We start from the raw sequence: 14,969 nt of genomic DNA, 5'->3' as shown, positions 1-14,969 counted from the left end.
GTGATAGGCGAACGCCATTGCGATGACTACTTTGAGACCATGAGCGAAGCCGCCTCCCTGTTCGCAACCCTGCGGCAATCGGCAGACGCCGATGCGGTAGATGCCATCGAGCGCCTGGTGCGCGAGGCGCCGGACCGCGACCTCTGTCGCGTCAATGCATTGGCCTTTGCCGGCCGCCATGGCCTCAACGAGCAAAGGGTCATCAGCGCCTTTCTACACGCCGCACAGCTCGGACTGTTCGAGATGTCATGGAACGTCCTGTGTCCGAACTGCAGCGGCGTGCTGGATGCAAACGCATCGCTGAAGAGCGCGCTCAGCCAGGATTATTGCGCCTTTTGCGCCGCCGGCTGCGAGCCGACACTGGATGAAAACGTGGAGGTCAGCTTCACCGTCACGCCGCGCGTGCGGCACATCGCGGCGCACGCGCCCCATGAGCTGCCCTTCGCCGACTATGTCCGTCAGATGTTCTTCAGCTCGGGCGTCGATCTGCCGGACGACTACGCACAGCGCATGGAGCGCGTCATGCTCGATGCGGTCGAGCTGCCGGCCGGCGAAAAGGCGCAGGTATCCCTGCAGCTTCCTGCCGGATCGATCATTTTGTTCGATCCGGTGACGCACGCCGCGCATTACTTCGAGGTCAAGGGTGAGCCGACGAGCGAGCGCCGCACGCTTTCGATTGCCTACGGCAATGTGAAGGCGCCGACCGAAACGAGCGAGCTGCCGCCCGGTCCCGTGCGGATCACGCTCGATAATCGCTCGCCTGAGCGCGTGCTGCCCGGCCTCTGGATATACGGCGACGAGATGAACGACATGATCGGCCGGCGCCGACCATTCCTGACCGCCAAACACCTGTTCACCAACCAGACGTTCCGCGACCTCTACCGCACCGACACGCTCGACATCGACCAGCGGCTCAAGATCACCAGCCTGACCTTCCTGTTCACCGACCTCAAGGGTTCAACCGATCTCTACGAGAGGGTCGGCGATCTCGTCGCCTTCGATCTGGTGCAATCGCACTTCAAGGTGCTGCAGGAGATCGTGGCCCAGGAGGCCGGCGCCGTGGTCAAGACGATCGGCGATGCGGTCATGGCGACATTCCCGACGCCCGGCCGCGCGCTTTCGGCGGCCCTGCGCATGCGGGAGGCGATGGTTGGGCTCAATCGCCAAGGAAGCAACGAAGACCTGCTGCTCAAGATCGGCATCCACGAGGGTCCCTGCCTTGCCGTGAGCCTGAATGAGCGCCAGGATTACTTCGGCCAGACGGTGAACATCGCGTCGCGCGTGCAGGGGCTTGCCGCCACGCGCTCGATCCTGACGACGGCGCCGGTGGTTCAGCACCCCGAGGCCGCTGCGATCCTGCAAGCCGGCGGATTGAGGCCGACGGGTCAGCAGCGGTCGGTGCGCGGCGTAGCGGGCGAGGTGGCGATCTACGAGATTCCCTGACGCAGGCCGCGCCCGGACGTGACACGACCCCGCGAGTGCGCAAGAAACGGGGCATGAGCCCGCATATCGGCCGATCTGCCCGACGCCTCGAAGACTTCCGCTTCCTGACCGGCCGCGGCCGCTACCTCGCCGACATCGACTGTCCCGGTGCGCTGTGGGGCCACGTCCTGCGCTCGCCGCACGCGCACGCCCGCATCACGCGGATCGATGCGGCCGCTGCGCGGCAGTGTGCCGGCGTGCACGGCGTCTACACCGCCGCCGACCTGGCCGGCCTCGGCCCGATGCCCTGCCTGGCGGCAGTGTCGCCGCTGACCGTGCCGCCGCGCCACGCGCTGGCCGTCGATCGCGTGCGGCATGTCGGCGACCCGGTGGCGTTCATCGTCGCCGACAGCGCGGCGGTCGCACGCGAGGCCGCCGAGCTCGTGGAGATCGACTATGAGGCGCTGCCGTCGGTCGTCGACGGCCGCGCAGCGCTTGCCGACGATGCGCCCTTGCTGTGGGACCAGGCGCCGCGCAACACCGCGTTCCATATCCAGAAGGGCGATGCTGCCGCAGTGGCGGCGGCGATGAAGAACGCCGCGCACATCGTCGAGATCGATGTGATGAACAACCGCGTCGTGGTGGCGCCGATCGAGCACCGCGCGGGCATTGCGCGCCACGATGCGGCGACCGACACCTTCGACCTCGAGCTGACTGGGCAGGGCGTGCACGGCATCCGCCGCCAGCTCGCCGAGTTCGTGTTCAGGATGCCGCCCGAGCGCATCCGCCTGCACGCGCCCGATGTCGGCGGCGGATTCGGCACCAAGAACTTCCTCTATCCCGAATGGATCCTGTTGCTGTGGGCGGCGCGCGCGCTCGGCCGGCCGGTGCGCTGGGAGGCCGACCGCACGGAGGAGTTCGCGTCGAGCGCGCAGGGCCGCGATATTGCCGCCAAGGCGCGGCTGGCGCTCGACAACGACGGGCGCTTCCTTGCCCTCGATATCGAGATGGTCGCCAACCATGGCGCCTATCTCTCGGGGAATGGCCCGGGCGCCGCGGCGGTCGCGGCCTCGACCGCGCATGGCGGCATCTATGACATTCCCGCGATCGCGGCCGATGTGCGCGGCGCCTTCACCAACACCGTGCCGGTCGATGCCTATCGCGGCGCCGGAAAGCCCGAGGCAAACTACATCGTCGAGCGCTGCATCGAGGCGGCGGCGCGCAAGCTCGAGCGCGATCCCGCCTCCCTCCGGCGCCAGAACCTGATCGCGTCCTTTCCGCACAAGACCGCGATGGGCATGAACATCGATTCCGGCGGCTTCATCGACAATCTCGATCGCGCCGTCCTGCGCGCCGAGCTGGCCGCATTCGAGACGCGCCGTGCCGAGGCAAGGGCCCGCGGCAAGCTGCGCGGCATCGGCGTCGCGTGTTTTCTCGAGACCTCGCGCGGTGCGCCCAACGAAGGGGCCGAGGTCCGCTTCGAGACCGACGGCACGGTGATGGTCGCGGTCGGCACCGAATCGAACGGTCAGGGCCATGAAACTGCCTTTGCCCAGATTGCAGCCGATCGGCTGGGCGTGCCGATGGATGCGATCCGTTACGTACAGGCCGACACGCGCGCGGTGAAGAGCGGCGCCGGCCATGGCGGCGCGCGTTCGATGCACATGGGCGGTGCGGCGGTGGTGAAAGCGATCGATGCGACCCTTGTGAAAGCGCGGCAGCTTGCGGCCCGCCTCTTGCAAGCCTCCGAGGACGAGCTGGTGCTCGAAGGAGGAGGTATCGCCGTGCGGGACAGCAAGCGTCGCATCGATCTGTCGGATATCGCGCGCGAAGCCGGCGCGTTCGGCGAGCACGTGATGAACATGACCGACGTCTTCACTTTCCCCAGCGGCTGCCATGTCGCGGAGGTCGAGATCGATCCCGAGACCGGCGCGGCGAGCCTCGTGCGCTACACGGCGGTCGACGATTATGGCCGGCTGATCAACCCGCTGCTGACCGAGGGCCAGGTGCAAGGCGGCGTGGCGCAAGGCATCGGGCAGGCGATGTTGGAGCACACCGTCTATGATTCCGAATCGGGCCAGCTCCTGAGCGGCTCGCTGATGGATTACGCCCTGCCGCGCGCCGACGACCTGCCCGGCTTCGACATCGAGCTGGTCGAGCGGCCGACAGCGGCCAATCCGCTGGGCGTCAAGGGCTCGGGGCAGGCGGGCTGCATCGCGGCGCCCCAGACGGTGATGGCGGCGGTGCTCGACGCGCTGCGGCCGGCAGGCGTGGAAACCATCGACATGCCGGTGACGCCGGAGAGGATCTGGAAGGCCCTGCGCCGTTGATCGACCAGAAGGCGTCGGACAGCCAGCGCGTCCTGGCCGGCATCCTGTTCATGTGCGGCGCCGGGCTGCTGTTCCCGGTGATGAGCGGGTTCGCCAAGTTCCTGGGCCAGGACGGCTACAACTCGCTGCAGGTTTCGTGGGCGCGTGCCTTCGGCCACCTCGTTTTCATGTTGGCGGTGTTCGTGCCGAAGTTCGGGTTCGGCATGTTGCGCACGCGCCGCCTGCTGATCCAGCTCGCACGGTCGGCGATGCTGTTCATGTCGAACGCCACCAGCTTCTTCGCCATCATCTTCATCCCGCTCGCCAAGACCGCCGCGATCACCTCGATCGCACCGCTGATGGTGGTGCCGCTGTCGTGGCTGGTACTCGGCGAGCGTACGACGGTGGGCCGGGTGGTTGCGCTCGCGGTAGGTTTTGCCGGCGTGCTGATCCTGATCCGGCCTGGCACCGAACTGTTCCACTGGGCATCGCTGCTGTCCGTGGTGAGTGCCTTCGGTTACGCGACCTACCAGGTGCTGACGCGCAAGGTCGCCGGCATCGACCCACCTGAGACCTCGACCATCTACAGCTCGGTCGTTGGCGGCATCGGCATGTTCGCCGTGCTGCCTTTCGTCTGGCGCACGCCGGAGACGCCACGCGACATCCTGTATTTCTGCAGCCTCGGCGTGATCGGGGCACTGGGCCACTATCTCGTCGCCCGCGCGCTCACCAACGCGCCGGCCAACATCGTCTCGCCGTTCCAGTACATGCAGCTCATCGGTTCGGTGATCGTGGGCTACGTCTTCTTCGGCGACTTCCCCGACCTGCTGACCTGGATCGGCGCGGCCACGATCGTCGGCTCGGGGCTCTTCATCGGCTGGTCGCAGACGCGCCCGAAGACTTGACCGGCGGGCCCGCGGCGGCCTGCTTGTCGTACTGGACGATGTATTCACTGAGATGCTTCCAGTAGGGCTGCAGCGCCTCGGTCGGTGCGGTCTTGTCCGCAGGACCCGGCTCGCCCAGCACGGTGTCGGCGATGTACCTCCCGAGGGAGCGATAGCTCTCCATCTGCGATTCGGAGAAGAACTGATCCGCCGTGGTCTCGTGCGGAAAGGTGAGGTTGGCCAGCGCATAGGCGCAGACATCCGGCGGTTCGGTACCGTTATCGTGGAAGCCGGGCTTGATGTAGAGCACGTAGCTCGCGTCCTTGCCGGTTCCCTTGAGCTCAGGATAGTAGATGCGGCCGAGCGCGCAATACAGCGCGTCCTTGTCGGCGCCGCGCTTGCGGATCTCGATCTTCCGGAAATCGATCCTGATGCCGAAATCGATCCATATCTTGCGAACCGCGTTGCCGAGATCCTCGAAGGCGCAATTGGGATCGCAGCCGCCGTCGCTGACCACGATCATGTGGCAGCGCCGGCGCACCATCTCGTAGAGGCCGAGATTCTCGAAGTGTCCGCCGTCCGACAGATAGACGTAGCTGCTTTCGTCGTTGGTCAGGCCGAACAGTTCCTTGACCACCTGGAAGATTCCCCAGCGCGGCCCGGCGCGCGCAGCCTTTTCGGGATTCCTCGGATTGCCGAGCCACCAGCCGAGGCGGACATTGAACAGGGTCATGATGAGGCCGATGAGCGGCGAGGAGTGATAGCCCTGGTTGGGGCTGGCGGCTGCGCCCGATATCGCCATGCATGTGCCGAGGGTGATGCCGCCGTCGGGCGCGCCGAACCTGTCGGTCGGGCAGAAGCCGACATACTCGTTGCCGGCGGCTCTCGGGGAGACGATGAACGGTTCAGCCTTGCGCTCCTGCCAGGCGTTGTTCCTGCCCGATACGACATTCAAGGCCATGTTGGCGACGTGGAACAGGCGCGGCCGACTGGCTGGAGTCGCGAGCTCCGCCATGCGCGGATTGTCCTTGGCATCGAAGCCGGTGAGCGGATCGCGGGTCGGAGAATCCAGGCCGTCGTCGCCGCGCGCCGAGCCGAGGAAGGCGCGCGCCAGGCGGTTGCGGTAGAGCGAGTGCGAGGAGAAGCGGTTGACGTTGATGGGAACCGACGCCAGCAGGACGATCGCGGCGCACACGGCAATCGCCGCCGCGACGGCCAACGCTGCCGGCGTCCCCGCGGTCAGCGCAAAGCCGAGGATGCCGAGCTTGCTGGTCGGACCGAGGTCGAGCAGGTCGGCCCACCACGGCAGCATCGTCAGCAGGACCTTCGCGAGGATGATCGTCATCGTCACGAGGAACAGCAAGCTGGCGGCGGAGAGGATCGTCGTCATCGATACGCTTTCGCCCTTCTTCGAGCGGACCAGGTTGGCCAAGGTCTGCGCGCTCGAGCCGATCCCGGCGGCGATGGCGCCGGCGCCCGCACTCACGGGAAAAAGGACCCAGAAGCCGGACTGCAGCAGGGTGCGGATGTCGGCGGCGAACAGGACGAGGGCTGACAGCAGGCCCCAGCCCAGGGTCAAGGCGAGGAACCAGCCGGACGATCGCGCCAGCCATTCGCGCTCGTCGTCGCCGCGTGGCGAGTAGCTCGTCAGCCCAAGGTAGATCGCCTCCGCGACGAACAGGGAACCGGCGATCCATCCGACACCGAAGATCACCAGCAGCCGTGTTCCGTGATCGATGCCGATGCCTCCCTGGGGGTTCATCAGGCCGTCGGCGATGGCCAGGCCCCAGCCGATCAGCGCGCCGCCGATGCCGCCGGCGACCAGCCAGGACAGGAATGGGATTGCCGTCGGCCAGTCGAGCCGCAAGGACTTGCCCGATCGCACGGCAAAGCCGATCCAGGTCAGGATATGGAACGTGGCGACGCCGAGAGCCGCGATCGGAACGGTGATGGGGCTGATCAGCGTCCTGGCCGGATCGTAATGATAGGCTCCCACGGAATAGAGGCAGACCAGCAGCGCGGCGGCATACAAGGGCAGCAATTCCAGCCGCAGGAATTCGCCCTGGCTCACGCGATCGGCCCTGGTCGTGCCCTGCCTGCCCCGAAGCGAGGTATAAAGCGCCAGCACGAGCAGCAGGCACGCCAGCCCCATGAAGGACTGATGGACGATTGGGGGCCACAGGACGGCCGCCTTCAGAACCGATTGCGCCAGGACGGGGAGGAGTATGACGGCCGCGGCCAGGGGAAGGTACACGACCCAGTTCAGGAGCAGGTTGCGGACATAGAGCGCTGCCAGCGCCCAGGTGTCGGCCGACAGGACGCCGAGCTTTGGCGTCAGGTAGTTGCTGTAGACGCGGAGGCCCCTCAGCTCGGGAGGCTCGCGCCCCAGGCCGCTGCTTCGTGCATTGAGCCCTGCCGCCGCGGCCGCGTTGTTTCGGCGCCAGGCCGTCAGCCAACCACCGACATAGCCGCCGCCGGACACCGTCGACAGATAGTGAAAGCGCTCGAGGAGTTCCTTGCTGGCGAACGCCTGCAGCACGCCGAGCGCGAAGGAAGCGCTGCGGATGCCGCCGCCAGACAGGCAGATGGCGGTGCGCGGTTGCGGATGATCGCCGTCGCGGAGCTGGTGGACCGCCGCGTAGATCTTCTCCAGCGTATCGAGCGCAGCGCCCGCCGGCGGCATCCCGTGCAGCGTTTCGAACTCGTCGGCCAGGACCTTGACCAGCCGTTGCTCCTGCTCGTCACGCTCGTTCACCGACGGTGTCTTTCGCGGCCTGGCCATGCGGTTCCCCCGAAGCTGAAGGCAGCTTAAGCTTTGCCACCGCGGGGTCGCGTATCAAAAAGGGCAGTATTACTGCCCGAAAAGGCGGTGGGCGCCATGAATGGCGCGTCTCTTGAGGCTCTGTTGGACCGCGACCTTCCAGCGCGCTCCTGATTCCAAGCGGGTTGGAAGCTTGCGGTTCCAAAGGCGAAGATGGCTCCTAGCCGACCGTCACCGGCGAGAAGTCGACGTACCAGCTCTTGGGATGCACGTAGCCCTTGACCTTGGACGAGATGGCGTTTGGCCATACGTCGTGAACGACCCAGACGAACACCGCGTCGTCGACCATCTTGGTGTTGATCTTCGCCAGCACCTTGTCGAGCTCCTTCGGGTCGGACGTGCTGCGCGCCTGCTTGGCGAGCGCGTCGAATACCGGATCGTTGATATAGCCCCAGTTCGAGCCCTTGGGCGGGACCTGCTGGCTGTCGACGAAGCGCATGAAGGCGTTGTGCGGATCCATCGTGTTCCAGCTCACGTTGATCGCGCTGAACGGCGCCGCGTCGGGCGCCTTGGCGCCCTGGCGCATGAAGTTGAGCAGCGCATTCCAGTCCATCACCTGGAACTCGACGTCGATGCCGACCTCGGCCCATTGCTGCTGGATCGCCTCGTTCATGATCAGCGGATACATCTGGCCCGAGCCCGACGTCGAAATAGCGATCTTGGTCTTGAGCTTCTTGTTCGGACCATAGCCGGCGTCCGCCAGGAGCCGCTTGGCCTCGGCCGGATCGTACTTGATCTTGAAGGAGGGATTGCCGAACCAGGGATGGTCGGCCGGGACGCAGCCGACGGCCGGGACGGCGAGCCCGTTCAACACCTTCACGATCGCATCGCGGTCGATCGCCAGGTTCATCGCCTTGCGGACGCGGATATCGGCGGTCGGCGCGCCCGGCAGCATCGAGAGCGTGTAGGGCCACATGTGAGGAATGGCGTTGGTCTCGATCTTCACGCCGGCCGCCTTCAGCTTCTCCAGTGAATCGGGCGCCGGCGCCTCGATCCAGTCGACCCGGCCCGACAGCAGGGCCGCGGTCCGCGTCGAGACGTCGGGGATCGGCAGCAGCACCATGCGCTCGCTCTTGGGGATGCGGTCCTTGTTCCAGTAGTCGGTGTTACGCTCGAGCTCGGCGCGCTCGCGCGGCGTCCAGGCTTTCATCTTCCACGGACCGGTGCCGGACGGAGATTTGCGATAGGCCTGCCAGTCCTTCCCGACCTTCTCGAAGTTGTCGGCGCTGGCGATGTTGAAGCGGTTGAGCAGCGAGGGCATCAGCGTGTCGACGCCGTTGGTCTGCATCTCGACCTTGTGGCTGTCGATCTTGCGATAGCCGACCAGCGGCCAGACCGAGGCGATCAGCACGGAGCGGCCGAGCCGGTCGAAAGCCGGCGACTTGTCGTTCAGGGTCCGGTCGAGGCTGAAGATCACGTCGTCGGCGGTGAAGGGTGCACCGTGATGGAACTTCACGCCTTCGCGCAGCTCGAAGATCCACTTCGTCGGATCGGCAGGGTCCTGGTACCATTTGGTGGCGAGGCCGGGCACCAGCCTGGCGGGCTCGGTGGCCGACGACAGGTCCCATGCCACCAGCGGGTCGTACATCGTGTAGCCCATGAAGCGGATCCCCTCGGTGCCTTGGTCAGGCGCGCCGTCGGTGACCGGGATGTCGGCAAGCGTCATGGCGATGCGCAGCGCCGAGGGCTGCTGCGCTTTGACCGTGCCGGCGAAAGGAAGGGTGGCGCCCGCGAGCAGGGCGGAACGACGGGTGAGCATGCGGTACCTCCGGAGTTTCGCCCGACGAAGCACGAAGCGAGCCACCCGACGCTCTTGGCGCGGCACGGGATTTGCTGCTCATATGCGCGATCATGTCCGGGCCGAACACGCTTACCGCTACCGAAATCGCGAAACAGATCGATGCTGGCACGCTGACTGCCGAGGCAGTGATCCGGGCCCATCTCGAACGGATCGACAAGCGGGACGCCGATGTGCTCGCCTGGTCGCATCTCGCGCGCGAGGCTGCCCTCGAACGCGCCAGACTGCTCGACCGCGGGCCGCGCAAGGGTCTGCTGCACGGCGTGCCGATCGGCGTGAAGGACATCATCGACAGCTTCGATCAGCCGACGGGCTACGGCTCGCCGATCTACAAGACGCACCATCCGCTCGCCGATGCCGCGACCGTCGCCTTCGCGCGCGATGCCGGCGCGATCCTGCTCGGCAAGACGGTGACGACGGAATTCGCCAACCGCCATCCCGGCAAGACGCGCAACCCGCACAATCCCGCGCACACCCCGGGCGGCTCGTCCTCCGGCTCAGCCGCCGCCGTCGCCGACTGGCAGGTCGTGCTCGCGACCGGCACACAGACCGGCGGCTCGGTGATCCGTCCGGCCGCGTTCTGCGGTGTATATGGATACAAGCCGAGCTTCGGCCACTTCCCGGTTGCCGGCATGAAAGCCAATACCGAGTGGCTCGACACGATCGGCGCCTATGCCCGCAGCCTCGACGACATCGCGCTGTTCCGCGCGGCGTTGATGGCGATCCCGCACCGGCCGATCGCGAAGCTCGACACGCCGCCGCGCATCGCGGTCTGCTTCACGCCGCACAAGGATGAACTGCAGCCCGAGGGCATTGCCGCGATCGAGAGCGCAGCGGCCAAGCTCGCCAAGGCCGGCGCCAAGGTGAGCGAATACGTCATGCCGCAGGAGATGGTCACGATGCGCGAGGGCCAGCGCACGCTGAGCGCCTTCGAGGGCCCGCGCGCCGCGGCGGACGAGGCGCGCCGCTTCTACGAGCTGCTGTCGAAGAGCTTCCAGGAAGACAAGCTCGCGGCGGGCGCGAAGATCGACTATGCGACCTGGGTCGCGGCGCGCAAGCTGGGCGAGCGTGGACGCGCGGCAGTCGATGCGACCTTCTCGGACATCGACGTGATCCTGACCGCACCGGCGCCCGGCGAGGCGCCGCTCGGGCTGGAGCGGACCGGCAATGCCACCTTCAACCTGTTGTGGACCTACCTCTGGATGCCCTGCGTGACCTTGCCCTTTTCGCGCGGACCGGCCGGTCTGCCGGTCGGCATCCAGCTCGTCGGGCGCCAGCATGAGGACGCCACCCTGCTGGACATTGCGGGTTGGGTGAAGGGAGCGCTGCAATGAAGCCGCTCAGCGCCACCGAAGCAGCCCAGGCGATCGAAGAGGGCACGCTTACATCCGAGAAGCTGATTCAATCCTGCCTCGACCGCATCGCCGAGCGTGATGGCACGGTGAAGGCGTGGGTCCATCTCGATCCGTCCTTGGCCCTGAAGCAGGCGCGCGCGGCGGACGCGGCCCAGGGCGGCGTGCTGCGCGGCATTCCGATCGGCGTGAAGGACATCATCGACACCCACGACATGCCGACCGGCCACAACTCGGCGATCTTCGAGGGCAAGGTGCCGTTCGGCGATGCTGCCTGTGTGGCGCTGTGCCGGACGGCCAATGCCGTGATCATGGGCAAGACGGTGACGACGGAATTCGCCAATCGTCATCCTGGCCCGACCACCAATCCGCACAATGCCGCGCATACGCCGGGCGGTTCCTCATCGGGTTCGGCGGCGGCCGTCGCCGACGGCCATGTGCCGCTCGCTTTCGGCACCCAGACCGGAGGCTCGGTGATCCGGCCGGCGGCCTATTGCGGCGTGATCGGCTACAAGCCGACCTTCGGCGACTTCTCGCGGGTCGGCATCAAGATGCAGTGCCATTCGGTCGACACGCTCGGGCTGATGGCGCGCACGCTCGACGACATCGCGCTGTTCCGCGGCGCCGTGCTGGCCTTGCCGCCGGTGCCGGTTGCCCGGGACATCGCCGCACCTAGGATCGGCTTCTTGCGGACGCCGATCTGGGACGAGGCCGAGGACGACACGAAGGCGCTGCTGGAGAAGACCGCCGTCAATCTCTCGACGGCGGGCGCGACCGTGTTCGACATCGTCTTCGGCAACGCCTTCAGCGACATCCTCGACGACCATGGCGCCATCACCGGGTGGGAGAGCTTGCGTAATTACGCCGACGAGCGGCTGCGCAATCCGGACAAGGTGAGCGCCGAGCTGACGGCGATCATGAAGCGCAGCGAGGCCATCACCTTCGAGCGCTACGTCGGCGCGCAACGCAAGACCGTCGCCTTCAAGGCGCATGTCGATTCGCTGTTCGACAAGGTCGACGTGCTGCTGTGCCCGAGTGCGCCGGGCGAGGCGCCGAAGGGGCAGGAGTTTACCGGCGATCCGCGCTTCAACTCGATCTGGACCCTCGCCGGCACGCCCTGCGTCACGCTGCCGGCCGGAACGGGCGACATGAACATGCCGCTCGGTATCCAGCTCGTCGGCCTGCGCCACGATGACGACAAGCTGCTCTCCACCGCCGCGTGGGTCGCGGCGCAGCTGTGAGGCTGGGAATGCGCTGGGAGCGCGGCTCTCCAGAGCCGCTCATGGGATTTAGCAAGCTGAAGGAAGAGCGGCTCTGGAGAGCCGCGCTCCCAGCGAGGTGATCGGAAAATGCCCAAGATCAATGGTGAACGACTGCTCGCCGATTTGCGGCGCATCGCCGACTTCGGCCGCTACGAGACCGGGGTGCATCGCCCGCATCTGTCGCCACAGGATGTCGAGAGCCGCCACTGGCTGGCAGGCCGCATGAAGGAGGCAGGCCTCGAGCCGGTGATCGACGGCGTCGGCACGGTGCTTGGGCGCAGCCCGAAGACAGGCCCGCGCATCCTGATCGGGTCGCATTCCGACACGCAGCCGCGCGGCGGCTGGCTCGACGGGGTGATGGGCGTGATCTACGGCCTCGAAGTGGCGCGCGCGCTGGGCGAGGACCCCGAGACGGCACACCTCGCCGTCGACGTCGCCTCGTGGGCCGACGAGGAGGGGCACTGGGGCCAGATGACCGGCAGCCGTTCGTTCGTCGGCATGCTGTCGGAAGCCGACATCGACAAGTCACGCCATCGCGACGAGGGCACGCCGATGCGCGACGCGCTGAAGTCGGCCGGGCTCGACAAGGTGCCGCGCGAGCATCTCGAGGAAGGCCGCTATCGCGGCTATCTCGAGGCGCATATCGAACAGGGCGGTCTTCTCGAGGCAAGCGACAAGCGGATCGGCATCGTCACCGCTATCGTCGGCATCTACGTCTATCGGCTCATCTTCAGCGGCATCCAGAATCATGCCGGCACGACGCCCATGCCGATCCGCAAGGATGCCGGCGTGGCGATGATGCGGCTCTACAACGAGGTGATGGAGACCTTCCCGAAGCTTTCCGGCCCGCGCAGCGTCTGGACGGTCGGCAAGATGTCGGTCGAGCCCGGCGCACCGGCCATCATTCCCGGCAAGGCCGAGATGATCCTGCAGTTCCGCGATGCCGACGTGGCCGTCCTCGACCGCTTCGAGAAGGCGCTGGTGGAGATCGTCGCGGCGGCCAATGCAAAGGGTCCGTGCAAGGTCGACTGCGTGAACCTCTCGAAGACGATGCCGACGGTGATGGACGACCGCTTCCTTGAAGCGATCGAGGAGGCCGCGGTCATCCATGCCCCCGAGAAAAACGTGCGCATGCCGTCAGGCGCAGGCCACGACGCGCAGATCCTGGGGCTGAAGCTGCCGGCGGCGATGATGTTCGTGCCGTCGATCGGCGGCATCTCGCATCATTTCACCGAAAACACCGCAGACGCCGACATCGTGCTGGGCTGCCAGGTCTTCGCCGATGCGACGGCGAAGATCCTCAAGGGCAATTGAAGCGCGCTCCGATGAAGGAAGACTTTCCGCTTCAATGGAACAGCTTGCGTAGCTTTTCCTTCGCAACGTCGAGCGGGCGCTGACGGCGGACGGCCGGTCGCTTGGCTGAAGCCGCGGCGACCTGGGCCTCGTCTTCCCGAGCGACCTTGTCGGACCACTTCTTGAGCTTGGCCCGGTGCCCCGCGCCGACGCGGCCATGGGGATGTGAAGTGGCTGCCATGTGGGCTCAACGTCTCCACAGACGGCTTCGTTGCGATATTTCCGCCGCTTCAATATGTCAGCATGTAGCGCGCGAACGGCCCTTGCTTGTCGGCCGGCAGGAGAGGCGGGATCGAATCGACCATGAGCTCGATGTCGCAGCTCACTTCGTTCGACAGGTGGCGGAAGGCGTTGAGCCGATCGAAGTCGACTTTCTGGAAGCCGGCCTGTTTCAGAAGTTCCACGAGCTCGGCGCGGGTGGGCATGGGCCGCGGCTGGCCGGCCGCCTTGCCGGAGCGATAGGCGGTCTCCACCGCCTGCTGCCACAGGCCGAACAGCCGGCGGCCTTCGGGGTCGAGCACGTCCGGGCGCTGCAGCGTGCCGACCGAGAAGCCGCGGCAGGCTGCGGCGTCGGCGTGGCGCAGGTGGCGCACCAACTCGGCGCGTGCCGCGACCGCGGCGACCGCCGTCGCGTCGTCGGCGGCGCGCAGCGCCGGCACGACATACTGGCGGCGCAGATCGACGATCAGTGCGGAGGGACGGGACAGGCCGTCCAACGTCGGGCTGCGCTTCTCGTCCTCGATCGCCTTGCGCATGCGGCTTTCGACGTCCGGATTGTCGGCCATAACCAACCCGATCAGCGGCATGCGCCGGATGTTGTCGAGCGTGGAGTCGAGCGGAGTTCTGCCACGAATCAGCGCCCAGCCGCTGCCGACCAAAGCGAGCAGGATCACCACCGTGAGAAGGCCGGTGCCGCCGTAGCGAACGAGATCCCGTCTGTCGATTTCCATCGATCAAGACCGTAACAGGCAGCGTTCTATCTGCAACCGTGCCTGGAATGACGCCCGCTCCGCGCTCTAGGCCGGTGTGTTCTTCTCCAGGAAGGCGTGGACCCGGTTGATCGACTCCTGCAGGTAGGTCGGCGCCTTCCAATCCTTCTGGACTTCGATATTGGGAGCCAGAGCGGCGATCTCCTCGCTGGTCTTGGCCGGATGTGGCTTGTCGGTGCCGGGCTGGAGCAGCAGCGGCGTCTTGCAGCTTTTCACGAAGTCGCGCGTCACCGAAAAAACGAAGTCGGTGCCGAACATGTTGTGGCCGAATGCCTGGATTGTTTCCTCGCTGATCGACGGATCGCGGCCCCGTACCGTCTCGCTGTAGCCCTTGATCGCGGCGTCCCAGGTGTCGCGGTTCTCCCACAGGCCGATCGGGTTCTGCAGCACCGCCGAGGCGATGCGCGCGGGATCGTGCTCGATCGCCTCGAAGCAATAGCTGCCGCCGATGCAGCCGCCCAGGACATGGAACTTGCTGAAGCCGAGATGGTCCATCAGGGCGAAGTGGTCTTCCGCGAAGGTGTGCCAGCCATGGTCGGGCTTCACGTCGGCGATCGACTTGCCGGCATTGCGCTGGTCCATCGCGACCACGGTGTATTTGCCGGAGAGCGCCTCGCGCGGGTCCATCCAGGGGAATCCGTTGGGATAGGCGGCCGACTGGCCGCCCCACATCTCCAGCTGCGATCTCAAGCCGCCCGGCGCGTAGAGCAGGATCGGGAAGCCCGATCCGGTCACGGTGTAGTGGATCTCCGCATCGGCACGCTTGAACATCGGCATTG

General features: G+C 66.5%; 11 protein-coding genes. 6 read left to right on the top strand and 5 right to left on the bottom strand.

The window, feature by feature from the left end; all coding sequences use genetic code 11:
* Positions 1-39: 39 nt before the first annotated feature.
* From ACQY8M_RS35770 to ACQY8M_RS35760, 3 genes are read left to right on the top strand one after another with little or no spacing between them, the layout of a single operon-like run.
* Positions 40-1,443 (top strand): adenylate/guanylate cyclase domain-containing protein, encoded by a 1,404-nt coding sequence (locus tag ACQY8M_RS35770; RefSeq protein ID WP_428666787.1) that lies wholly within the window; start codon positions 40-42, stop codon positions 1,441-1,443.
* Between the two features lie 53 nt (positions 1,444-1,496).
* Positions 1,497-3,752 carry a xanthine dehydrogenase family protein molybdopterin-binding subunit gene (locus ACQY8M_RS35765; RefSeq protein WP_428666784.1) on the top strand — a complete coding sequence of 752 codons (2,256 nt, stop codon included), beginning with the start codon at positions 1,497-1,499 and terminating at the stop codon, positions 3,750-3,752.
* Positions 3,749-4,636: a DMT family transporter gene (locus tag ACQY8M_RS35760; protein WP_428666781.1), complete on the top strand. Its 888-nt coding sequence runs from the start codon at positions 3,749-3,751 to the stop codon at positions 4,634-4,636. Before ACQY8M_RS35765 ends, ACQY8M_RS35760 begins: the two co-directional genes overlap by 4 nt.
* On the opposite strand, the gene ACQY8M_RS35755 is transcribed toward ACQY8M_RS35760, so the two are convergent.
* Both ACQY8M_RS35755 and ACQY8M_RS35750 read right to left on the bottom strand, forming a co-directional pair.
* On the bottom strand, positions 4,602-7,397 hold the full coding sequence (locus ACQY8M_RS35755) for a patatin-like phospholipase family protein (RefSeq protein WP_428666778.1): 2,796 nt from the start codon (positions 7,395-7,397) through the stop codon (positions 4,602-4,604). The genes ACQY8M_RS35760 and ACQY8M_RS35755 overlap by 35 nt on opposite strands.
* 199 nt (positions 7,398-7,596) lie before the next feature.
* Positions 7,597-9,195 (bottom strand): ABC transporter substrate-binding protein, encoded by a 1,599-nt coding sequence (locus ACQY8M_RS35750; RefSeq protein WP_428666775.1) that lies wholly within the window; start codon positions 9,193-9,195, stop codon positions 7,597-7,599.
* A gap of 92 nt (positions 9,196-9,287) precedes the next feature.
* Between ACQY8M_RS35750 and ACQY8M_RS35745 the strand changes: the two genes are divergently transcribed.
* From ACQY8M_RS35745 to ACQY8M_RS35735, 3 genes are all read left to right on the top strand, one after another.
* A complete protein-coding gene (locus ACQY8M_RS35745) occupies positions 9,288-10,568 on the top strand; it encodes an amidase (protein ID WP_428666772.1) in 1,281 nt (426 codons plus the stop codon).
* The gene (locus ACQY8M_RS35740) at positions 10,565-11,827 is read left to right on the top strand and encodes an amidase (RefSeq protein ID WP_428666769.1); all 1,263 of its coding nucleotides are present in this window, start codon (positions 10,565-10,567) and stop codon (positions 11,825-11,827) included. The genes ACQY8M_RS35745 and ACQY8M_RS35740 overlap by 4 nt, the downstream gene beginning before the upstream one ends.
* A gap of 108 nt (positions 11,828-11,935) precedes the next feature.
* A complete protein-coding gene (locus tag ACQY8M_RS35735) occupies positions 11,936-13,162 on the top strand; it encodes a Zn-dependent hydrolase (RefSeq protein ID WP_428666766.1) in 1,227 nt (408 codons plus the stop codon).
* Between the two features lie 31 nt (positions 13,163-13,193).
* Here ACQY8M_RS35735 and ACQY8M_RS35730 read toward each other — a convergent pair whose 3' ends face one another.
* The 3 genes from ACQY8M_RS35730 to ACQY8M_RS35720 form a co-directional block, all read right to left on the bottom strand.
* Positions 13,194-13,382: a hypothetical protein gene (locus ACQY8M_RS35730; RefSeq protein WP_428666763.1), complete on the bottom strand. Its 189-nt coding sequence runs from the start codon at positions 13,380-13,382 to the stop codon at positions 13,194-13,196.
* 49 nt (positions 13,383-13,431) lie between these two features.
* Positions 13,432-14,151, bottom strand: a complete 720-nt coding sequence (locus ACQY8M_RS35725; protein ID WP_428666760.1) for a hypothetical protein — start codon at positions 14,149-14,151, stop codon at positions 13,432-13,434.
* 66 nt (positions 14,152-14,217) lie between these two features.
* A complete protein-coding gene (locus ACQY8M_RS35720) occupies positions 14,218-14,967 on the bottom strand; it encodes an alpha/beta fold hydrolase (RefSeq protein WP_428666757.1) in 750 nt (249 codons plus the stop codon).
* Between the last annotated feature and the right edge of the window lie 2 nt (positions 14,968-14,969).

The sequence above is a fragment of the Reyranella sp. genome, assembly GCF_965279465.1.
Classification (GTDB): Bacteria; Pseudomonadota; Alphaproteobacteria; order Reyranellales; family Reyranellaceae; genus Reyranella.
This window is presented reverse-complemented; position numbering and strand designations above follow the sequence as displayed.

Excerpts from the sequence above, each read along its gene's own strand:
- ACQY8M_RS35770 (WP_428666787.1), top strand. The coding sequence starts at position 40 with ATGAGCGAAGCCGCCTCCCTGTTCGCAACCCTGCGGCAATCGGCAGAC.
- ACQY8M_RS35765 (WP_428666784.1), top strand. The coding sequence starts at position 1,497 with ATGAGCCCGCATATCGGCCGATCTGCCCGACGCCTCGAAGACTTCCGC.
- ACQY8M_RS35755 (WP_428666778.1), bottom strand. The coding sequence starts at position 7,397 with ATGGCCAGGCCGCGAAAGACACCGTCGGTGAACGAGCGTGACGAGCAG.
- ACQY8M_RS35750 (WP_428666775.1), bottom strand. The coding sequence starts at position 9,195 with ATGCTCACCCGTCGTTCCGCCCTGCTCGCGGGCGCCACCCTTCCTTTC.
- ACQY8M_RS35745 (WP_428666772.1), top strand. The coding sequence starts at position 9,288 with ATGTCCGGGCCGAACACGCTTACCGCTACCGAAATCGCGAAACAGATC.
- ACQY8M_RS35740 (WP_428666769.1), top strand. The coding sequence starts at position 10,565 with ATGAAGCCGCTCAGCGCCACCGAAGCAGCCCAGGCGATCGAAGAGGGC.
- ACQY8M_RS35735 (WP_428666766.1), top strand. The coding sequence starts at position 11,936 with ATGCCCAAGATCAATGGTGAACGACTGCTCGCCGATTTGCGGCGCATC.
- ACQY8M_RS35730 (WP_428666763.1), bottom strand. The coding sequence starts at position 13,382 with ATGGCAGCCACTTCACATCCCCATGGCCGCGTCGGCGCGGGGCACCGG.
- ACQY8M_RS35725 (WP_428666760.1), bottom strand. The coding sequence starts at position 14,151 with ATGGAAATCGACAGACGGGATCTCGTTCGCTACGGCGGCACCGGCCTT.
- ACQY8M_RS35720 (WP_428666757.1), bottom strand. The coding sequence starts at position 14,967 with ATGCCGATGTTCAAGCGTGCCGATGCGGAGATCCACTACACCGTGACC.